The sequence below is a fragment of the Halorubrum sp. CBA1229 genome, assembly GCF_003721435.2.
GTDB lineage: Archaea > Halobacteriota > Halobacteria > Halobacteriales > Haloferacaceae > Halorubrum.
This window is the reverse complement of record NZ_CP054585.1, coordinates 2,341,307-2,361,185: the sequence shown is the minus strand read 5'-3', so window position 1 is coordinate 2,361,185 and position 19,879 is coordinate 2,341,307. Positions and strand designations below refer to the sequence as shown.

The window sequence follows — 19,879 nt, the reverse complement described above, 5'->3', positions numbered from 1 at the left end:
TCCGGGCCGCGAGCGAGTCGACGTGGGTCGCGGCGCGACCGGCCTCAGAGCGACCGCTTCGAGCGCAGCAGCGCGAGGCGGAGCCGCGCCTCCTGCCGGCTCGTCCCGCGAACGCGGCCCGTCTCGGCGTCCGCCATCGAGGCGAGCGACAGCCGGTCGAGCAGGGGCGGCCAGTCGGCGGCGCCCGCGGCCTCGCCGGCGAACGCGACCGCGTTCCCGAGGCCGTCGCGCTCGTCGCGTCCCAGCCGCGCCACCGCGGCGTCGGCGTCCCGGCGACCGCCGCCGACGTAGAGCCGCTCGCCGACGGCCGCGGGGACCCACGCCGGCACCAGGAGCAGCCACAGGAGGACGCCGGCGACCGTGTACGCCCGCGGCGGGACCCGGTTCCCCTCGGGCTCGTACCCGTGGATCCGGTTGACGCGGCGGTCGGCCGCCGTCCGATCGGCGCGGCGCCCGACGAGCAGCGTCGCCAGCAGGGCGACCGTCTCGACGATCGCTAGCGCCGGCAGCAGGGCCGTGGTGACCGCCGCCTCTCGGGTCCGGAGCCGGACGAGAGCGTGGCGGAGCGCGGCGTCGCGGTCGGCCGCCGGCAGGGAGAGCAGCCGCGTCGAGACGACGAGCCGTGCGCCCCGGTGGCCGTCGGCGACGGCGACGTTGGCCGCGTCGGCGCGGACGACCGTCACCGCGGGGGCGTCGACGCCGACCTCCTCCGCGAGGGTCGCGACCCGGTCGGCGACGAAGTCGGCCGGGCGGTCGTCGAGCTCGGCCTCGGGGAGCCGCGCGATCCGCCGGTCGACGAGGACCGGCCCGACCAGCGCGGACCCCCCGAGACCGAGGGCGACCGCGGCGAGCGCGGCGGCGGCGGCCGGTGGGACACCGCCGAACGCGGCCGAGTCGACGACGCCGAGCCCGGCTGGGCCGAGGAGAACGGCAGCGGGGATCAGCGGCGCCGCGGCGAGTAGCACCGGGACCGTCGCGAGCGCGAGTGCGCCGACCGCCCGCCGGAAGCGAATCCGGCCGTTCTGGGCGCCGGACTCGCGGGGAGGCTGACCGCCGGACTCGCGGGGAGGCTGACCGCCGGACTCGCTCATACGCACGGACGGTGCGAGGGCCGGCGTAAAGTTTTGCCGGAGCCGCCGCCGGGGTCGGGCTCGCAGCGGCGGTCGTCCGAGCCGCCGGCGGGCGGATCTCCGGCCGGACCGGTGCCGGACGACGGTGGCCCTTTCGGAGCTTTTAACCCGGTTCCACCACCAATTTCATGTAATGGCTTTTGAGGATCTACTGAACGACCCCGTCATCCAAAAGTACCTCCACGAGCTGGTGGGGCCGACGGGGATGCCGGTCGCGGCCGCGCCGCCCGACGGCGAGGTCACCGACGAGGAGCTGGCGGAGGAGCTCGGACTGGAGCTCAACGACGTCCGACGCGCGCTGTTCATCCTGTACGAGAACGACCTCGCCACGTACCGCCGAGTGCGCGACGAGGATTCGGGGTGGCTCACGTACCTCTGGACGTTCCACTACGACAACATCCCGGAGAACCTCGAAGAGGAGATGTACCGCCTGCTCGAGGCGTTAGAGGAGCGCGAGGAGTACGAGCGCACCCACGAGTTCTACCTCTGTGAGGTGTGTTCCATCCGCTTCGAGTTCGGCGAGGCGATGGACTTCGGCTTCGAGTGCCCCGAGTGCGGCTCCCCGGTCGAGGCGATGAACAACGACCGTCTCCGCGAGGCGATGGGAGAGCGCGTCGAGGAGCTCCGCGACGAACTCAACGTGGACGTGACGGGCTAATGGTCGTCCTCGCAACCAAGTGCTACGTCGAGGGCGACGCCCGCGACCGCGCGCTGGACGGCATGGGGTCGCTCGTCGCCAACGACGTCGGCGAACTGAGCGTGGAGTGGCAGGTCGGCGTCCGCGACGACGACTTCGTGCAGGTGGACGTGACGGGCGAGGACGCCGAGGTCGCCCGGAACGTCCTCGCCGAGACGTGGGGGGAGATCGTCGCCCACGACGGCGGGCTGGCGGCGGGCGAGGAGTACGTCGGGACCCTCGAATCGTGGGACGACGACGGGTTCGTCCTCGACGCCGGCGTCGAGGTCCGGATCCCGGCCGACGAGATCGGACTCGGGCGGGGGTCGCCGGCGCAGGTGGTCGAGCGCTTCGGACTGGTCCAACACCTCTCGCTGCGGTTCGTCTACGGCGGCGACGTCGGCGACCCGGACGCCGAGCCGAGCCGCCTCGCGGACGCCGAGCGCGACCGCCTCTACGACTGGCAACGCGGGGACGGCCGAGTCAACGTCAACTCGGCGACCCGCGGCGAGGTGCGCGCGACGGTGAACCGCGCGGGCCACGCGCAGGACATCGTGACCGTGGAGCGGCTCGGGCTCTTGGAACAGAGCATCGTCTGCACTGAGAACACCGACCCGCCGGGGCTGCTCGCCGCGATCGGCTCGTACCTCCCGGCGGAGATGCGCTGCGTCGTCTGATCTGTGAACCGACGTTTCGCCCTCGCGGTCGCCGTCGTCGCGCTGCTGGCCGTCAGCGCCGGCTGTCTCACCTACGTCAACGACGGCGGCGAGGTCCCGAACGAGACCCTCGACGCGGAGCCGCCGAACGAGTACGACTTCGACACGGACCGCGACGCCGATTTTAACCTCTCGACCGGCACCCAGTACACGGCGGTGTACGACGTCTCAGACGTCGAGGAGCTGCGGCTGTACAGGCAGACGCCGTACGCCGGCGACCAGCCGCTGGAGTTCGAGGCGTTCCGGTACCGGACCGCCGACGGCGAGGTGCTCAACGGCACCGAGTTCCGCGCCCGCGGCGGCGAGGTCGACCGCACGCCCGACGAGACGTGGGTCCGCTTCCCCGAGGGGACCGGCGAGGGACAGGTCGCCTTCTCCGCCGCCGGCTCGCCCCGGCGGTTCACCACGCTGGCGTACGTCGACGGGTCCTACGCGGTGACGCTCCCGCCCGGGTTCAGCACCGACTTCCCGGTCGTGGGCCACGTCGCGCCGCGCGACCACGAGGTCGAGACGATCGACGGGCGCGACCGGATCACCTGGGAGTCGGTCGAGGGCGGGTCGGTCGTGGTCCAGTCGTACCGCGAGACCGACCTGCTCGTCTTCGGCGTGATCCTCGCCGTCGCGCTCGTCGCGGCGGTGGTCGGTGTCGCCTACTTCCGGCGACAGCTGGAGGAGCTCCGAGAGAAGCGCCGGGAGCTGGGGCTCGGCGTGTACGACGACGAGGAGTAGTCGGAGGGGGATTTTCCGGATCCGGCGGCCGGGCGTCCGGCCGGTAGCCGCGGCCCGAACTCGGGTGCTTTTGAGTGCGCGCCGCCTTATCAGAGGTATGAACGCCGCCGTCGTCACCGTCGGGGACGAGCTCCTCGTCGGCGACACCGAGAACACGAACGCGACGTGGCTCTGCGACCGGCTCGACGAACGGGGCGTCGTCGTCCGCCGCGTGACCGTCCTCCCCGACGAGGTCGGCGAGATCGCGCGGGTCGTCAACGAGTACCACGCCGAGTACGACACGGTGATCGTCACCGGCGGGCTCGGCCCGACGCACGACGACGTGACGATGGAGGGGGTCGCGGCCGCCTTCGGCCGGGGGCTCGAGAAGAACGAGGAGGCCGCGGCGTGGCTCGCGGATCGGGGGTACAGCGCCGACGACCTCGCCGCGGAGACGACGCACCTGCCGGCCGACTGCCGACCGCTCGCCAACGAGGCCGGGGTCGCGCCGGGCGCCGTCGTCGAGTCGGTGTACGTCCTCCCGGGCGTCCCGACGGAGATGAAGGCGATGTTCGAGTCGATCGCCGACGAGTTCGAGGGGACGCCGACCCACACCGTCACGGTCGACGTCGACGAGCCGGAGAGCGCCCTGTTAGAGCGGTTCACCGCCCTGCAGGAGGAGTTCGACGTCAGCGTCGGCTCCTACCCAGGCGAGAGCGTCCGCGTGAAGATCACGGCGACGAGCGCGGCGGAGGCGGAGCGCGCCGCCGAGTGGGTGCGAGAGCGGTCGACGCTCGTCGAGTCGCGGTGAGCGGGCCGACCGGCGACTGGGCGGGAGCGGCGTCGAAGAGAACGGAGACAGGGAGCGGCGCGGCCTACCGGTAGAGGTACGCGAGCCACACGGCGGTGACGACGAGGCTCGCGATGAGCACGGCGGTCGCGGTCGCGTCGATCGGGAGCGGCTCGGTCACGGCGGCTTCCAGGAGCATACCCGGCGGTTTCTCCGGGGGCGTCTTAAGTATTGAACTTCGGGACCGCCGCGCCGACCGAGACGCGCCCGCTTAAGTTTCCGCCGCCGTAGGTCGGACCATGCACGTCGGATTCGTGATGAACCCGGTGGCCGGGATGGGCGGCCGCGTCGGCCTCAAGGGCACCGACGGGAAGGTCGCCGAGGCGGTCGCCCGCGGCGCTGAGCCGCGGGCCCCGGACCGCGCGCGGCGGGCGCTAGGGCGGCTCGCGGCGGTCGCGCCGGAGGCGACCGTCTCGACCGCCGCCGACCCGATGGGCGATCGGCTGGTCAGGGACGCCGGTTTCGACCCGGTCCGGGTCGTCGACCCGTTCGGCGACGGGGACGGGGACGGCGACCCGCCGGGGCCCACCGAGACGACCGCCGAGCACACCGCGCGCGTGGTCCGGGCGTTCAGCGAGGGCGGCGGCGCCGACGCCCTCGACCCGGTCGATCTGGTCCTGTTCGTCGGCGGCGACGGCACCGCGACGGACGTGGCGGCGGCGCTGGAGGCGGCCGGCAGCGAGGTCCCGATGCTCGGCGTCCCCGCCGGGGTGAAGGTGTACTCCTCGGTGTTCGCCGTCTCGCCGGAGGACGCGGCGGAGGTCGCGGCGGCGTTCTCGCGCACCGAGCGCCGCGAGGTGATGGACATCGACGAGGACGCCTACCGGGAGGGCGAGGTCCACCCGGAACTCCGGGCGGTCGCGCGCGTCCCCGTCGCCGACGATCTCCAGTCGTCGAAACAGACCGCGAGCGGAACTGTGGAGTCGCTCGCGGAGGGCGTCGCCGACGACATCCGGGAGCGCGAGGGGAAGGGCGTCACGTTCGTGCTCGGCCCGGGATCGACCGTCGGCGCGATCAAGGCCGAACTGGGGTTCGAGCCCTCACCGATCGGCGTCGACGTGTGGCGGGACGGCGAGGTGGTGCTGCGGGACGGGACGGAGCGGGAGATCCTCGACGCGCTCGGCGAGGAGAACGTCATCGTCGTCTCGCCGATCGGCGGGCAGGGGTTCGTCTTCGGCCGCGGGAACCCGCAGCTGTCGCCGGCCGTGATCCGGCAGTGCGACCTCCAGATCGTCGCCTCGCGGGCGAAGCTCGACGACGTGCGCGCGCTGCGCGTCGACACCGACGACCCCGAGCTCGACGACGAACTCGCGGGGTGGGTCCGAGTCCGGGTCGGGAAGTTCGAGACGCGGATGATGAAGATCGCGTGAGGGGAGAGCGCGACGCCGACCGTTGACCGGGGTTCTGATGACCTGTCGGGCATACAGAGCCGCGTCGGCGCGCGCCTCCGAGCGCTCGCTTATAAGCGAGCGCGAGGAGCACGCGCGAGGGAGGAGCGAGCGCAGCGAGCGACGAGGCTGGGGAGGCGTGAGGTGCTGTGCGGTGCGGTTGGGTGGGACTCAAAGGGGCAGCCGCGAGGCGGGCGGAGGCGAAGCAAGCACCGCAGGCGCGAGTGAAACGAGCGACGAGGAGCGCAGCGAGCGTGCGCCCGCCTCGCGGCTGGGGCTTTGGAGGTGGTCGCCGCGTCAGTAGCAGCAACGATGTACAGCCGCGCGGCCGGGAGTTTTGAAGCGGTTGGCCGCGTCATCAGCGGCAGCGATTTATAAATAACCGATAGCGAACGGAGGACCGTTTTATAAGTCAGTCGTCGTCGCTCACGATCCCCTCCGCGACGGCCATGTCGTCGACGGTCGGGTCGTCCTCGGAGCGCCGGAGGACGAACCGCTTCCGGACCACGTCGGCGGCGTAGACGACGGTCCCCAGGATGAGCAGCGTGTCACCGGGGAGCCGCGCCCAGAACAGCGTCTGGACGAGCGACCCCTCGTAGAACGCGAGGCTCCGGGCCGCCGCGTAGCTCCCGGTGAACGCGGCGTCGAGCTGGAGGAATCCGACCGGGAGCACGGAGACGAACACCATCAGCGCGAGCCCGACGTTCCAGAGCCAGAACGACGCGCGGAGCCACGAGCCGTCCCAGCGCTCGGGGTCGATCGACAGCTGGAGCATGTACGCGACCATCCCCAGCGCGAGGAACCCGAACGCGCCGAACATCGCGGCGTGGGCGTGGCCGACGGTGAGGTAGGTGCCGTGCTCGTAGTAGTTGACGAGCGGGAGGTTGATGAAGAAGCCGAGCACGCCGGCGCCGACGAAGTTCCACACCCCGCTGGCGACGATGAACATGAAGGGGAGCTTGTAGGGGAACCCGCCGGAGCTCGTCATCGCCCGGTACTGGCCGATCGCCTCGTAGAGGATGAAGATCAGCGGGAGCAGCTCCAGCGTCGAGAAGACGCTCCCGATCGGCACCCAGTAGTCCGGCATCCCGATCCACCAGTAGTGGTGCGAGACGCCGATGACGCCGGTCCCCATCACCAGGAGCGCCTGCAGCATGACGGCCTTCTCGGCGCTGCGCCGCGTGAGGAGGTTCATCGAGACGAGGGTGAGCCCGATGATCGCGACGATGAAGAACTCGAAGGCGCCCTCGACCCACATGTGGACGACCCACCACCGCCAGAACTCGGTGACGGCGATGTTCGTCGACGGCGTGAACATGAACCCGGCGACGAACAGCAGGGTGATCGAGCCGCCCGCGTAGAGGATCATGTGCGCGAGTCCGTAGATCGGCTCGCGGTCGAGCAGGGGCTTGAGCCCCCGGATCGCGAGGACCGCCCAGAGGATGAACCCGGCGAGCAGGCCGCCCTGCCACACCTTCCCGACCTCGAGGTACTCAAGCCCCTCGTTGCCGAGGAGCCACCAGAGCTCGCCGGGGAGGTAGCCGTTCGCGCCGAGCCAGATGCCGCCCATCCCGCCGACGACCACGACGACGAGCGCGCCGAGCAGGACGTTGACGTACCGCGCCTGGTTCCGCGGCTCGTGGCCGGTCAGGAGCGGCGGAAGGAACAGCCCGGCGCCGAGCCACGTCGACGCGATCCACAGGATTCCGAGGTCGATGTGCCACGTCTTCGCGATGGCGAAGGGGAGCAGCTGGAGGATGTGGACGCCGAACACCTCCTCGATCCCGAAGAAGCCGGCGCGTTCGATGTAGAAGTGCGCCAGTAACCCGCCCAGCAACACCTGCGCGAGGAACAGCCCGGCGGCGACTGGGATGAACCGGAGCGCCGCGCGCTGGCTCGGGAAGACGCTCACGTCGCCCGGCTCCGGGACGGTGATCCCCTCTGCCGACGGCTCCGGGAGCGTCACCGACTTGTAGAGGAGGATGGCGCCCCCGGCCGCACCGACGAGCAGCACCATCGAGATCACGCTCCAGATCATCGCGGCGCCGGTGGCGTCGTTGCCGGCGGCCGGCGAGTAGGGCCACTCGTTGGTGTAGGAGTTGTCGGAGCCGGGCCGATCGGTGTGCGAGAACCACGCGGTCCACAGCGCGAAGTCGGCGAAGTCCTCGGCCTCGCCGGAGGACTCGATCATCCCCTCGGGCACGCCCCGGTCGTGGTCACCCCCGTGGTAGCGCTCGACGTACGTCTCGGTCACCCGCTCGTGGGCGTAGGCCTCGGCGGCGGAGTACTCGATCGCCCCGCCGTCGTGGGGGCTATCGAGGTCCTCGCGGACAGTCGCCGCGACCGCGGCCTGCTCCGGCCCGGAGAGCGAGTCGTAGCTCGCCCCGTGCTCCTGTTGCGCGTAGTACTCGCGCATGTGCTCGGCCTTTAAATCGAGCGTGTCGGCGGTGTAGTCCTCGCCGTAGTACGCCCCGTTGCCGAGGATCGACCCGTGGTTCATCAGTCCGTACTGCTGGAACGCCGACTTTCCGTCCTGGATCGAGTCGCCGGTCGCGATCGTCTCGCCGTCGGGCCCGACGACCTCGTCCGGAATGGGCGGCGCTTCCTGATACGCGAACCACGCCCCGGCGCCCATCACGACTAGGTTGAGCAGGAACGCCGCGACGATGACCTTCGCGATCGTCTTACGTGTGAGTTCCATCGGTGGGGGCTTGTCCCCGGTCATCCTATCCGTTTAGCGGCAACATGTTCGGGCGCCGTTCCCACGTTTCGGTACACCCTCCGCGGTCGCCTTCGGGACACTCGCCGCGGGCCCGAGCGGCACCCTCCGCGGTCGCCGCGACAGCGACGCTCGCCGCGCCTGCCGGTCTCGAAGGCGACACGCGAATATGTTCGTGAAGTCGCTTACGCCCCGGAGAACCGTACGATCGGGCATGCCACCGAGTCAGCCGGCGGCGGAGGGCGCCGTCGAGGACGCGTCGGACTCCGAGAGCGACGCCGACGCGGCGAGGCCGACCGATCCCGAGGCGGAGACGACCGTCACCGTGCGCTGTACCGGACACGTCCGCACGGAGCTCGGCGAGTACGAGTTCGAGTATACGTTCGCGGGCGACACCCTCCGCGAGTTCCTCGACGAGCTGTTCGAGGACTACCCGGAGCTCCAAGAGATGCTCATCGCCGAGAAGGAGGCGGACGCGACGCACAGCGGTTGGGCGCCGACGCCGGAGGAGCTTCCCGGCACGTGGACGAAGAACCCGGTCGGCGAGCAGACCATCGCGTATGCCCGGATCCTCGTGAACGGCCACTTCAACGAGAACGAGAACGGCTTCGACACGAAGCTGGAGGAGGGCGACCGCGTCGCCCTCGTCTATCCGTTCATGTTCTGCTGTTAGTGGGTCTTATAAACCGAACCGGCCCCTGTCGCTCGCGGAGTGCTCGCGACAGCATGCGGAGGAAGGGATTCGAACCTCACTCACTCCGCTCGCTGCGCGCGACCTCTCTGGTCCGAATCCTTCCTTATCGAAATCCTGCGGCTCGCGAACTGCTCGCCGCAGGAGTGCGGGGGAAGGGATTCGAACCTCACTCACTCCGCTCGCTGCGCTCGCTCCGTTCCCTGCTTCGAATCCCTTCGATCCGAGCCGCGGCGCTCACGATGTGTGAGCGCCGCAGGAGTGCGGGGGAAGGGATTCGAACCCTCGAACCTCTACAGGAGCGGATCTTAAGTCCGCCGCTTTTGGCCAGGCTCAGCCACCCCCGCCCGGATTTCGGTTCCGGCGGCGGGGTGAAACGCCTTTCGGATGTGCGCCGCCGCCGGGCGTCGACCGAACACCCCCGGGCTACCAGTCGACGGAGAGCGTCCCGTCCCCGTGCGGGTCGGGCGCGATCTCCTTATCGGTGCGCCGGTCGACGACGTGAATGACCCCCTGGTCCTTCTTCGCGGGACAGACCTCGGCGGCCCGCACGTTCTCCGACAGTTCGTCCTCGCCGATGTAGTACGACCGCGGCTTCGCCATCCCGCTCTGGATGTCCATCTCCCAGTTGTCGCCGACCTCGGCGCACTTCCCGGCCCCGAAGCACTTGTTCGCCTCGAAGACGATCTTGTACGGCTTCTCCTCGACCGGCGGCCCCTCGCCGCCGATGTCGCTCGCGCGCAACACCTCGTCGTCGGCGTCCGCCTCCTCGCTCATGTCTTACCCTCGGCGACCGCGGGACTTTCGTCTGTCGGTCCCGACGAGTGCGGGCCGTCCCGCCGGCCCGGGCCGGTCGGCGGCTCGGAACGCCTCGCCGACTCACTCCTCGACGTGCTCCGCGAGCAGTCGCTCCGCGTGCTCGGCCGAGTCCGCGAGCTCCCACCGCACCCGCTCCGCGTCGCCGTACGCCAGCGCTTCCTTCAGCTCGTCCCGGAGGACCCCCGTGCCGAATCCGATCGTGTCGCCGTCGGCGTCGCCCAGCTCGTACAGCCCGTACCGATTCGGCGCGCTCCCGACCGTCGAGCGATCGAGGTCGCGCCAGGGCTTCGCGAGGCTCATCGGGTCGGAGTCGCCGACGTCGCGGTCGGCGCGGCACTCATCGGTGCGCGTCGAGGCCGTCCTCGGGGCCCTCGACGATCTCGAAGCTCCCCTCGGTCCAGCCGTCCTCGACGAAGACGAACACGCGGCCGCCGGCGATCTCGGGGTCCGCGACCACCTCGTTGCGCTGATCGGTCCGGCCGACGATCACGCCGGGGAACACCTCTTCCCGCTCTCCCTCCTCGACCATGACGCGCCCGACGCCGGAGTCCTCCAGAATCTCGTCGTCGGTGTTGTAGTCGTTGACGTACGTCATCACGCCCTCGGTCTCGGTCGGGTCGGTGACGAGCACGTGGGTCTCCTTGCCGGGACCGGCGGTCACCGACCCCTCGACCGCGTCCGGGGCGCCGCGGTAGAGGGTCGTCCGGCCGTCGAGGTACTCGACGACGACTCCCTCCTCGCGGAGGTCGATCCCGATCGACGTCGGCGGGACGTCGCTGCGTGAAGGCGCTGACATACGCGTCGCTCGGGCCGCCCGCCTCAAAAGGGGCGCGCTCGGCGGCGGCCGGACGGTCCGCGGCGACGCGCGGCGCCGCCCTCAGTCGCGAGAATCGGGCATGGCACATTTAAGTCCCCGCCGACGGGAGGGTATCCCATGCAACGGACGCGACGGGGGCTGTTGGGCGCCGGCGTCGGGCTCGCCGCCGGGGCGGCGGGGTGTCTCGGCGTGCAGGGCGTCGAGTATCCCGACGCGGCCCCGGACGAGGGCCCTCCGGACGCGGGCGGCGACGGGAGCGACGGGGACGACGGCGACGAGAACGGAGACGAGCTCGATGACCCCGATCCGGTCCTGAACGAGCCGCTCGCGACCGCGACCCGGAACGTCGTCGACGACGCCGTCTGGTTCGCGACCGAGTACCCCGACGCGGTCGCGACCTACCGGGACGCGATCGCCGACGTGGTCGCCGAGATCGACGCCGTCAGGGCGGAGGCCGACGAGAGCGGCGCGGTGACCCTCGCGATGGCCGACCGGCTGGACGCCGCCGGACGCGACGCCGCAGAGCGCGCCGGCGACGCGCTGGAGCCGCACTTCTACCCGGAGGCACTGATCCGCGGGCGGGCGCGGCGCCACGTCGAGGAGCTCCGGACGGTCGCCCCCCGGAACGACGTGGACCGGTTCCTAGAGGAGCTCGACCGCATGCGCCGCGGGTTCGCCGGGATCGGCACCGCGACCTACGTCGCGGAGGCGTTCTCCCGGGACCCGATCCACAACCGCCTGCTCGACCGGCTGCTGTACCCCCTGCCGGAGGGCGACGACCGCCGGCGGAGGGTCCGAGGGGGGGCGTTCGTCGAGGTCGCGCTCGCGAGTCGCGGGTTCGCGGCGTTCGCGCACGAGCCGTACGACGACGACCGGTTCGACCGCTCCCGAATCCCGCAGATCTACGGGGGCGCCTTCGGTCCGGACCGCCGCGAGGAGCTCCGCGCCCGGTTGGGGCCGGTCCCCCGTCCCGCGGACCGGACCGAGGAGCTGTTCGTCGCGTTCGCGACCCGCCCGCCAGCGGGCAACCGCCCGAGCGAGACGTTCGAGGGATGGGCCCACGAGCTCGACGGGACGCCGCTGTACGTGCAGCGCTACCCGGACGGCGAGACGGCGAGCGATCGGCTGGCGTCGGTCCTCGACGACGCGTCGACGGAGGGGCGCGCGCCGATCGATCCCGACGCGACCGCCGCGGGGTCGGACTTCTCCGGGAACGAGTCGAGCGATGGCGACGCCGACGGCTCGACCGACGACGGCCCCGCTCGCTGGTACCGGCTCTACCACGACGAGGCCGAGGGCGAGCGCTACGGCTTCGACGAGCACGCCGGGATCCAGTACGGCTACGTCGTGCGGGCCGGCGAGTTCCTTCTCGCGACCGGGTTCTCCGGGGACGCGTGGGAGGAACGCACCGGGTGGCAGGGCCGACTGGCCGACGGATGGGTGGTGGCCTGATGAACGCGAACGGCGTCGGTCTCACGGCGGCGGTGTTCGCGGTGGTCGGCGTCGGCGTCGGCCTCGTCGCCGCAGTAGGAACGGGCTGGGCCGAGACAGCGCTCGCGACCGCCGCGACCGGCGAGACCGCGCGGTTCGGCCCGGTGTTCGTCGCGCAGTCGTACCTCGCAGTCACGGCGACCGCCCTGGTCGGCGCGCCGCTCCTCGCGGGCGTGCTCGGCGTGCTCTTCGGGTCGCGGGCGTACGACGTGCAGGAAGCGGCCGCCACCTCCGGGATCGGCGGCGGGATCGGCGCGCTCGTCTACGGAATCGTCGTTGTCGTGCTCGTCGTCGCCTCGCAGGGCGAGGCCGCGACGCAGGCGCACGGGATTGCCGACGCGTTCGGACCGCTCCTCACGACCGCGGTCGTCGCCGCCGTCGTCGGCGCGGCGACCGGCGCGCTCGGGTCGGTGACGGGGTGACCGACGTGAGCCGGAGCCCACCTTTAGGTCGCGCGGCGCCGAGGAGGAGTCCATGAGGCGCTCGCTCTCCCGGCGGCGGCTGCTCGCCGCGGCCGCCCCCGGCCTGCTCGCCGGCTGTCTCGTGGAGTCCGACGAGAGCGCGGCCGGAAGCGGGGCCGGCGGCGAGAGCGAGGACGCCGACGGTCCCGGAGGCGAGGAGTCCGCGGGGGGCGAGGCGCCCGCAGAGAGCGAGGAGTCTGCGGGAGACGAGGCGTCGGGAGACGACTCGACGACCGACGAGGCGACCGCCGAACAGACCGACGACGAGCCGGCCCCCGACGAGGTCGGGCCGGACGGCTCCGGGCTCGTCGTCACGAGCGTCGACGTGCGCGACGTGACCGACGACGGGTACGAGACGACCGTCGACGCGCGGCTCGCCGTCGAGAACAGGGGACGGTTCACCTACGGGACGGTCGAGCTCCGCGTCGACGCGTACCCGGCTCCTCCGAACTCAACGAAGGGCGACTCGGTCGGCGGCGCGTACGTCACCCGCCGGTTCACGTCGGGGAACCGGTTCGACGACGGGACGCGTCGCTTCGACGTCTCGATCACGTTCCGGAGCCGAGAGACGAACGTCCTGGCCGACGTGGACTGGTATGAGGTCGACGCCGCGGTTCGAACGGCCGATCCGGTTTAAATATCGGTCCCTCGGCCTGTCGCGGCGCGCGGGGGCCGTGGCGCCGAGGGTCTCGCCGTGATCGCCCCGAGGGTCTCACCGTGATCGCTCCGAGAGTCTCGCCGTGATCGCTACCTCTTTGTCCGCGCTCGCGAGCCGTGAGTGCATGGAGGGACGGGCGGCCGCGCTCGGCGCTGGCACCGTGTTGAACGCGCTCGCGACGGGCACCGGCGCGGCCTTCGGCATCGACGTCGAGACGCGCGCGAGCGTCTCTCTCGACCCGGCCGCCGAGGGCGTGGACGGGACCATCGCCGAGGACCCCGACGCCGACACCGCCCTGATCGAGCGCTGCGTCGCGCTCGCGACCGACCGGTGGGGCGACGGCGAGGGCGGCACCGTCCGGACCGACAGCGACGTGCCGCTCGCGGCGGGGCTCAAGAGCTCCAGCGCGGCCGCCAACGCGACCGTGCTGGCGACCTGCGACGCGCTGGGACTGACGGTGGGCGACGAGGCGGGCGGCGCCGACGACACCGCCCACGCCGCGGGCTCGTCCGTCGACGTCACGCGACTGGAGGCCTGCCGGCTCGGCGTGCGGGCCGCCCGCGAGGCGGGCGTGACGGTCACGGGCGCGTTCGACGACGCCACCGCCTCGATGCTCGGCGGCGTGACCGTCACCGACAACGCGAGCGACGAGCTGCGGTCGCGCGAGGCCGTCGACTGGGACGTTCTCGTCTGGACGCCGCCCGAGCGCGCCTACAGCGCGGACGCGGACGTGGCCCGCTGCGAGGCCGTCGCGCCGATGGCGGACCTGGTCGCCGACCTCGCGCTGGACGGCCGGTACGCCGAGGCGATGACCGTCAACGGGCTCGCCTTCTCGGCCGCGCTCGGCTTCGACGCCGACCCCGCGGTCGAGGCGATGCCGCGCGCGACCGGGGTGTCGCTGTCGGGCACCGGCCCGAGCGTCGTCGCGGTCGCGGACCCGACCGACCCCGAGACCGACCTCGACGCGGTCGCCGACGCGTGGGGCGACCGGCCCGGAACGCTGCGACGAACGACCACCCGAAACGACGGCGCGACCGTCGAATGAGCACACTACCGACCTATGAGTGACACACCGAACACGGAGGACCGGAGCCTCGACGAACTGCGACGCGAGATCGAGGACATCGACCGAGAGATCGTCGAACTGATCGCCCGCCGGACGTACGTCGCCGACACCGTGGCGGCCGTGAAAGAGGAGCGCGACCTCCCGACGACCGACGAGGGCCAGGAGGAGCGCGTGATGGAGCGCGCCGGCGAGAACGCCGAGCGCTTCGACGTCGACGCCAACCTCGTGAAGGCGATCTTCCGGCTGCTGATCGAGCTGAACAAGGTGGAGCAGCGGGAGAATCGCTGAACTGCGACGGCCTAGTTCACGCTCCTCGAGAGCTCGGCTCCGGCCTTGAACTTCACCTCGTTCGACGCGCTCTCCGCACTCACCAGGTGAAGCGCCGGCGCATCTAACGGGCAGTGCGTCACCACGACTTCGCCGCCAGCCTCACCGGTCTCTCCGCAGGAATCGCCGTCTCCCCGAGAGGAACCGTCGTCGCCCCAACAGTACACTTCCCCGCCGGCAGCCTCCGAAAGCGTCCCGGCCTCGACCATCTCGTCGACGGTCCCCGACGCTATCCGCGCCCGCCGCCGGGCCCGTTCACCCGATAGCGACCGCGACACCAGATCCTCGTACCCGTCGCCACCGGTGTCGGCGGCATCCGACCAGCAGAAATACAGCGGGAATCGGTATCGGGATTCGTGGCGGCAACCCGTTCGGAAACGGGTCCCAGTCGTCTCATTCCCGACCGTCTTTCGGCGGCCGCTCGGACAGCCGGTCGAACCGGTCTTGGGCGGCCTCGGAACGGGACTCGGTGAGGTCGGGGTCGTACGTCGCGGTCGCGATCGACCCGTCCTCGATCCGCACGTCCAAGATCGCGTCCGCGTGCCGGCCCTCGTCAGGCAGCCGGTCGGCGTCGAGGACGGCGTCGCCCACGTCGTCGCCGTCGCGCTCGAAGAAGACGGTCGCGAGCCCGTCTTCGATCGCGTCGACGACCGCCGTGTACGTCCCGTCGGCGAGATCGATCCGGCTCATTCGTACGACTCCGTTAGCACGCGGTCCCCGGTAGCGTTTTCGACGATCACCGTGTCACCGCCGTTGTTCCAGACCGGCGAGCCGGCGCCCCAGTAGAGCTCGTCTCCGGTGTCAGTGCCGCTTCCCGTCCTGAGCGTCAGCGTCTCGTCGGGGGCGAGCGTCACGCCGTCCGGGACCCTGTACCGCTTCCCGGCCTCGTCTTCGACGGCCCACCCCGACAGGTCGAGCGTCTCCGTCCCCGCGTTCTCGAAGACGACGTACTCGTCGTTGAGGTTCTCCCGGTCGTCGCCCTCGGCGTCGGCGTGGATCGTCGCGACCGCGAGTGTGCCGTTCGTGTCCCCCGCCGTCACGTCGTCACCGTCCAAGCCGTCACCGTCCGAGCCGTCGCTGCCCGAGTCATCTGTGCCGTCGCCGCCGTCGGTGACGGCGACGGCTCCGTCACCGGTTACCTGTGCCCGTTCCACCGCGTCGCCGCTCGTCCCGGGGTCGACCGGGTCGCCGTCGCGGAGCGACTGCGGCTCCGTCGGCGCCTCCCGCTGCGTTCGTATCGAGACGATCGTCCCGTCGCTGACGAAGACGACGTCGCCGTGCGTCGCCGTCCAGTACGTCGGCACCGACCGGTCGCCGAGGCGCCGGAGGACCTCCTCGTGCGGGTGCCCGTACTGGGAGTCGTAGGCGCTCGAGACGACCGCGACCTCCGGGTCGACCGCGTCGAGGAACGCCTCGCTCGAGGAGCTGCTCGACCCGTGGTGTCCCGCCTTCATAACCGTCGCCCGGAGCTCCTCGCCGTACGTCTCGACGAGGTACGTCTCCTGGTCGTCCTCGGCGTCGCCGGACAGCATGAAGCTCGTCTCGCCGTGCGTGAGTTTGAGGACGATGCTGTTCTCGTTGCGGGCCTCGTTCTCGAGGTACGGCTCGGGGGGACCGAGCACGTCGACGGTGACCTCGCCGAAGTCGATCGCGTCGCCCTCCCGCGTCTCGTACAGCGTCACGTCGTGCTCCTCGACCGCGTCGAGGTACTCGCCGTACGTCTGGGTGCTCGCCGCGATCCCCGGGTCGTAGACGGCGCCGACCCCGTCGGCCTCGGTCTCGTAGTAGTCGATGATCGCCGCGTTCCCGCCGATGTGGTCCGCGTCGTTGTGCGAGGTCACGAGGTGGTCGATCCGCTCGACGCCGTGGGTCCGGAGGTACTCGAGGACGTGTTCCCCGTCGTCGTTGTAGTGGCCCGTGTCGACGAGCATCGTCTCGCCGTCCGGCCCGACGACGAGCGTGCTCACGGACTGCCCGACGTTGATGTAGTGGACTTCGAGGGAGCCGTTCGCCGTCGCGACGTCCGACCCGTCGCTAGACGCCGGATCGGTGGCCGTCGGATCGCCGAACGACGCGCCCGCACACCCGGCGAGAGCGACGACGAGCACCACGAGGAGGACGCGGGAGAGCGCCCGAGAACGTGTCATTACGCCCCATGCGTGACGTCGGCTTGTAAAGCTGATCGAAGGTGAAACGAATCCGTTACGTCGCCCGGTGAGACCGACGGGCCGAGACCGACGGCCGAACGCCGTCTCTCCCCGCGGCTCGAACCGGGCGTCCGCGAGGGGCGTCCGCGTGGGGATTTTTGTCCGCGCGCTCCCGAGTCTGAGACGACATGCCACGAGAGCTGGTCTCCCATCGCGACGGTCACGTCTACGAGTTCGCACCGGAGATGGAGCCCGTCTACGAGGCCGCGGACGGCGAGTCGCTCACGATCGAGACGATCGACAGCCTGAACGGGGCGATCCAGACCGACGACGACCTCCTCGACGCCATCCCCGAGGAGGTGAACGCGGCGACCGGTCCGATCGCCGTCGAGGGGGCCAGCCCCGGCGACGTGCTCGCGGTCGAGATCGAGGCGGTCCGCGTCACCGAGGACGTCGGGCGAGTTCTCACGGCGCCCGGATTCGGGCTCCTGCAGGACGACCCGGAGATCGAACACCCGGCGACGCGGGTCACCGAGGTCGACGCCGAGGGCACCGGAAGTGAAGGCGGCGCAGGCGAGAGCGGCGGGGGCGGCGCGAGCGGCGGGTCGGTCGAGTTCGAGGGGATCGACGTTCCGATCGACCCCGTGATCGGGACGATCGGCGTCGCCACCGCGGAGGAGTCGGTGTCGACGCTCACGCCCGACGACCACGGCGGCAACCTCGACACGACCGACATGACTGCCGGGACGACCGCGTACTTCCCCGTGTTTCAGGAGGGCGCGATGCTCGCGATGGGCGACTCGAAGGCCGCGATGGCCGACGGCGAGATGTGCGGGACCGGCGCCGAGATCGGCACCGAGATCGACGTGACGGTCTCGGTGGTCGAAGACCCCGCGGTCGGGCTCGACCGCCCGCTCGTCGACACCGGCGACGCGGTCAAGACCGTCGCGAGCGCCGGGACGCTGGAGGAGGCCGTCGAGCTCGCGAACCGCGACGTCGTGCGGCTGCTGGCGCACGACCACGGCTTCTCTAGGACCGAGGCGTACCTGTTCTCCAGTCTCGTCGGCGGGCTGGAGATCAGTCAGGTTGTCGACCCGCAGGTGACCGCGCGGAACGCGATCCCGAGCGAGTACCTCGCCGTCCCGTTCTGACCGATCACTCGTCGCCGGTGCGACCGCGCTCCGCGAGGCGCCGCGCGGCGTCGCTCAGTGCGCTCGTCGGTCGATCTGCGCCCTCTTCGGCCTCGGGGGGCTCGCCGTCGTCGTCCGTGTCGACGATAGCGTCGTCGCCGTCCGTGTCGTCGACAGCACCGTCGCCGTCCGCGTTGTCGATAGCGCCGTCGCCGGATGCGACGCCGACCTCGGTCGGGTCAGCGTCGGGCGGGTAGCTCCTTTCTGCCGGGGGGACGAAGGCGGTCTCGACGGCGCGGACTATCTCCCGGACGCTCTCCTCGTCGAGCCGGTCGGCGTACGCCTCGCGGATCAGGTCTGGGACGGCGTAGGCGTAGTGTCCGCGTCCGGCGTGTCGGATGAGTCCCGCCCGTCGAATCGGTCGATGACGGCTGTAGGCGTGCCCCGAGTCGCCGTCGCCGCCGGCGTCGATGTGGGCGGCGACGGGGTCGCTGACGCCCTCGCGGCGGTAGTGGCGGAGCATCCCCCGCGACAGCTCCGGGAGGGCCTCGATCCGGCCGCGGAGCTCCTCGATCACCGCCTCGCGGGTGCCGAGTTCGACGGCGTCGTCGAAGCGGAGCGCGCTCTCGGCGACGTCAGCGCGCGTCACGGGCTCGACGTCGTCCTCGGGCGGCGCCTCGGCGTCCTCGGGGTCGCCGTCGGCGGTGTCGGCCTCACCGGTGTCGTCGGTGACGTCTTCGGCGCCGACGGCGGCGTCAACGGGGGCGGCGTCGGCGTCCGATTCCCCGCCGCCGTCTCTGGTCGCGGCGACCGCCTCGTCGTACGACTTGAGCACGGACTGGTCGTCGTCCTCGCCGTTTCCGCGGTCGCCGGCCACGGACCGCCCACCGTCGACCGAGGAGTGCCCGCTCCCGCCGCGGTAGGGCGCCTCGGCCTTCCCGAGGAGCGCCTGCGCGAACTGGTCGGCCATGTTGCTCAGGTCGCGGGCCTCCTCCAGCTCGCGCTCGAGGTCGGCGATCCGCTGGTCCTTCTTGTCGAGCTTCTGTCTGAGGTCGGCGATCTCGGACTCGCGGCGCTCCGTCTCGTCGGAGATGGACTGGAGCTCGCCGACGAGGTCGCTGGAGACCGACTTGAGCTCCGGGCGCTCGAAGTCGTCGAGGCCGGGGGTCGCGCCCGCGTCGAACGTCTCCTTGCGGTGGAACTGGATGCGGCGGATCGACTCGTCCCAGTCGGTCATCAGGAACGCCTCGCCGTCGCCCAGATCCTCGACCGCGTTCGAGTATTTGGAGCCGAGTATCCGCCCGACCACCTTCGTGTCGTTGTCCCAAGTGAGCCGGTGCCAGCAGAGCCAGTCGCACTGTGTGATGAAGTCCTTCTTGACGTCGGCCGGGCGCTGGCTGATCCCGACGATGCCGAGGCCGTGCTTCCGCCCGCGCTTGCCGACCTTGATCAGCATCTTCCCCGTCTCGTCCATCCCGCCGCCCTCGGGGATGTACTCGTGGCACTCCTCGACGACGAGGAGGAAGGGCTTCTTCATGCGCTTCTCCTTCGCGAACAGCTGCTTGACGACTTCGAGGAGGAGCTCGTTGGCGGTCTCCTCCTCCAAGTAGCCGGAGACGTCGAGGATGATCGGGACGTTCTGTTCTAAGGCGAGGTTCGCGAGCTTCTCGGCGTGCTCCGGGGAGACGACGATGTCGCACTCGTCGTCGGCGCCGGCGTGGAGAATTTCATACTCTTCCTTAAGTCCGTAATATTCCCCGTCAGTGTCCACGATCATGACAGGAAATCCGTTAGATAGCAGATTTTCAATCACGACGGACGCGGTGTTACTCTTGCCGGACCCGCTTTTGCCCGTTATAAAAGACCGGCCGGTGAGCACGTCGACCACCGGGAGTTCGACCGGAGCGCCGGGTTCCGCCGTCGCGTCGCCGCCGATCCCCTCGCTGACGTCCGCGACGTGGATCGTCTCCTCCTCGCTCATACCCGTGAGAGGTGGCGCCCGCCTCATAAACCATCGCCTCGGTCGTCGGCCGGTCGCCTCGTCCCTCGACCGGTCGCGTCGGTCGTGGATGGCTCGTACTTCGA

The 19,879-nt window shown here is 70.9% G+C and carries 21 protein-coding genes and 1 tRNA gene; 12 read left to right on the top strand and 10 right to left on the bottom strand.

Going from position 1 to position 19,879, the window contains the following annotated elements; all coding sequences use genetic code 11:
* Positions 1–44 precede the first annotated feature (44 nt).
* A complete protein-coding gene (locus tag Hrr1229_RS11750; RefSeq protein WP_255212492.1) occupies positions 45–1,091 on the bottom strand; it encodes a hypothetical protein in 1,047 nt (348 codons plus the stop codon).
* Positions 1,092–1,263: 172 nt separating this feature from the next.
* Here Hrr1229_RS11750 and Hrr1229_RS11745 point away from each other — a divergent pair, with 172 nt between their 5' ends.
* From Hrr1229_RS11745 to Hrr1229_RS11725, 5 genes are all read left to right on the top strand, one after another.
* Entirely contained in the window at positions 1,264–1,788 is a 525-nt protein-coding gene (locus Hrr1229_RS11745; RefSeq protein WP_123112720.1) for a transcription factor, read from the top strand.
* Complete coding sequence (locus tag Hrr1229_RS11740) at positions 1,788–2,483, top strand: DUF2110 family protein (RefSeq protein WP_123112721.1); 696 nt, start codon at positions 1,788–1,790, stop codon at positions 2,481–2,483. The genes Hrr1229_RS11745 and Hrr1229_RS11740 overlap by 1 nt, the downstream gene beginning before the upstream one ends.
* 3 nt (positions 2,484–2,486) lie before the next feature.
* Positions 2,487–3,251 carry a DUF5803 family protein gene (locus Hrr1229_RS11735; protein ID WP_123112722.1) on the top strand — a complete coding sequence of 255 codons (765 nt, stop codon included), beginning with the start codon at positions 2,487–2,489 and terminating at the stop codon, positions 3,249–3,251.
* A gap of 97 nt (positions 3,252–3,348) precedes the next feature.
* A complete protein-coding gene (locus Hrr1229_RS11730; protein WP_123112723.1) occupies positions 3,349–4,041 on the top strand; it encodes a molybdopterin-binding protein in 693 nt (230 codons plus the stop codon).
* A gap of 278 nt (positions 4,042–4,319) precedes the next feature.
* Positions 4,320–5,450 (top strand): ATP-NAD kinase family protein, encoded by a 1,131-nt coding sequence (locus Hrr1229_RS11725; protein ID WP_123112724.1) that lies wholly within the window; start codon positions 4,320–4,322, stop codon positions 5,448–5,450.
* 430 nt (positions 5,451–5,880) lie between these two features.
* Here the strand turns inward: Hrr1229_RS11725 and Hrr1229_RS11720 are convergent, their stop codons facing one another.
* Positions 5,881–8,169 (bottom strand): cbb3-type cytochrome c oxidase subunit I, encoded by a 2,289-nt coding sequence (locus Hrr1229_RS11720; protein WP_123112725.1) that lies wholly within the window; start codon positions 8,167–8,169, stop codon positions 5,881–5,883.
* A 232-nt stretch (positions 8,170–8,401) separates the two neighbouring features.
* Between Hrr1229_RS11720 and Hrr1229_RS11715 the strand changes: the two genes are divergently transcribed.
* The gene (locus tag Hrr1229_RS11715; protein ID WP_123112726.1) at positions 8,402–8,860 is read left to right on the top strand and encodes a MoaD/ThiS family protein; all 459 of its coding nucleotides are present in this window, start codon (positions 8,402–8,404) and stop codon (positions 8,858–8,860) included.
* A 280-nt stretch (positions 8,861–9,140) separates the two neighbouring features.
* Here the strand turns inward: Hrr1229_RS11715 and Hrr1229_RS11710 are convergent.
* The 4 genes from Hrr1229_RS11710 to Hrr1229_RS11695 form a co-directional block, all read right to left on the bottom strand.
* Positions 9,141–9,225, bottom strand: a tRNA-Leu gene (locus tag Hrr1229_RS11710).
* 79 nt (positions 9,226–9,304) lie between these two features.
* Positions 9,305–9,655, bottom strand: a complete 351-nt coding sequence (locus tag Hrr1229_RS11705) for a ferredoxin (RefSeq protein ID WP_123112727.1) — start codon at positions 9,653–9,655, stop codon at positions 9,305–9,307.
* 102 nt (positions 9,656–9,757) lie between these two features.
* Positions 9,758–9,997, bottom strand: a complete 240-nt coding sequence (locus Hrr1229_RS11700) for a hypothetical protein (RefSeq protein WP_123112728.1) — start codon at positions 9,995–9,997, stop codon at positions 9,758–9,760.
* A gap of 37 nt (positions 9,998–10,034) precedes the next feature.
* Complete coding sequence (locus tag Hrr1229_RS11695) at positions 10,035–10,493, bottom strand: DUF5796 family protein (protein ID WP_123112729.1); 459 nt, start codon at positions 10,491–10,493, stop codon at positions 10,035–10,037.
* Between the two features lie 138 nt (positions 10,494–10,631).
* On the opposite strand from Hrr1229_RS11695, the gene Hrr1229_RS11690 reads away from it, so the two are divergent.
* From Hrr1229_RS11690 to Hrr1229_RS11670, 5 genes are all read left to right on the top strand, one after another.
* Complete coding sequence (locus Hrr1229_RS11690) at positions 10,632–11,966, top strand: hypothetical protein (protein ID WP_123112730.1); 1,335 nt, start codon at positions 10,632–10,634, stop codon at positions 11,964–11,966.
* Positions 11,966–12,427: a hypothetical protein gene (locus Hrr1229_RS11685; protein ID WP_123112731.1), complete on the top strand. Its 462-nt coding sequence runs from the start codon at positions 11,966–11,968 to the stop codon at positions 12,425–12,427. Before Hrr1229_RS11690 ends, Hrr1229_RS11685 begins: the two co-directional genes overlap by 1 nt.
* A 52-nt stretch (positions 12,428–12,479) precedes the next feature.
* On the top strand, positions 12,480–13,103 hold the full coding sequence (locus Hrr1229_RS11680; RefSeq protein ID WP_123112732.1) for a hypothetical protein: 624 nt from the start codon (positions 12,480–12,482) through the stop codon (positions 13,101–13,103).
* Between the two features lie 145 nt (positions 13,104–13,248).
* The gene (locus tag Hrr1229_RS11675) at positions 13,249–14,169 is read left to right on the top strand and encodes a shikimate kinase (protein ID WP_123112733.1); all 921 of its coding nucleotides are present in this window, start codon (positions 13,249–13,251) and stop codon (positions 14,167–14,169) included.
* Between the two features lie 15 nt (positions 14,170–14,184).
* A complete protein-coding gene (locus Hrr1229_RS11670) occupies positions 14,185–14,478 on the top strand; it encodes a chorismate mutase (protein ID WP_123112734.1) in 294 nt (97 codons plus the stop codon).
* 11 nt (positions 14,479–14,489) lie between these two features.
* Here Hrr1229_RS11670 and Hrr1229_RS11665 read toward each other — a convergent pair whose 3' ends face one another.
* The 3 genes from Hrr1229_RS11665 to Hrr1229_RS11655 all read right to left on the bottom strand — a co-directional run bounded on the left by Hrr1229_RS11665 (position 14,490) and on the right by Hrr1229_RS11655 (position 16,664).
* Positions 14,490–14,726, bottom strand: a complete 237-nt coding sequence (locus tag Hrr1229_RS11665; RefSeq protein WP_148041744.1) for a hypothetical protein — start codon at positions 14,724–14,726, stop codon at positions 14,490–14,492.
* 184 nt (positions 14,727–14,910) lie between these two features.
* Entirely contained in the window at positions 14,911–15,207 is a 297-nt protein-coding gene (locus Hrr1229_RS11660) for a DUF3006 family protein (protein ID WP_123112736.1), read from the bottom strand.
* Complete coding sequence (locus Hrr1229_RS11655) at positions 15,204–16,664, bottom strand: lamin tail domain-containing protein (RefSeq protein ID WP_123112737.1); 1,461 nt, start codon at positions 16,662–16,664, stop codon at positions 15,204–15,206. The genes Hrr1229_RS11660 and Hrr1229_RS11655 overlap by 4 nt, the downstream gene beginning before the upstream one ends.
* A gap of 188 nt (positions 16,665–16,852) precedes the next feature.
* On the opposite strand from Hrr1229_RS11655, the gene Hrr1229_RS11650 reads away from it, so the two are divergent.
* Positions 16,853–17,815, top strand: coding sequence for an acetamidase/formamidase family protein (locus Hrr1229_RS11650; protein WP_123112738.1), 963 nt, complete (start codon positions 16,853–16,855; stop codon positions 17,813–17,815).
* Positions 17,816–17,819: 4 nt separating this feature from the next.
* On the opposite strand, the gene Hrr1229_RS11645 is transcribed toward Hrr1229_RS11650, so the two are convergent.
* Positions 17,820–19,775: a DUF87 domain-containing protein gene (locus Hrr1229_RS11645; RefSeq protein ID WP_123112739.1), complete on the bottom strand. Its 1,956-nt coding sequence runs from the start codon at positions 19,773–19,775 to the stop codon at positions 17,820–17,822.
* Positions 19,776–19,879: the final 104 nt, after the last annotated feature.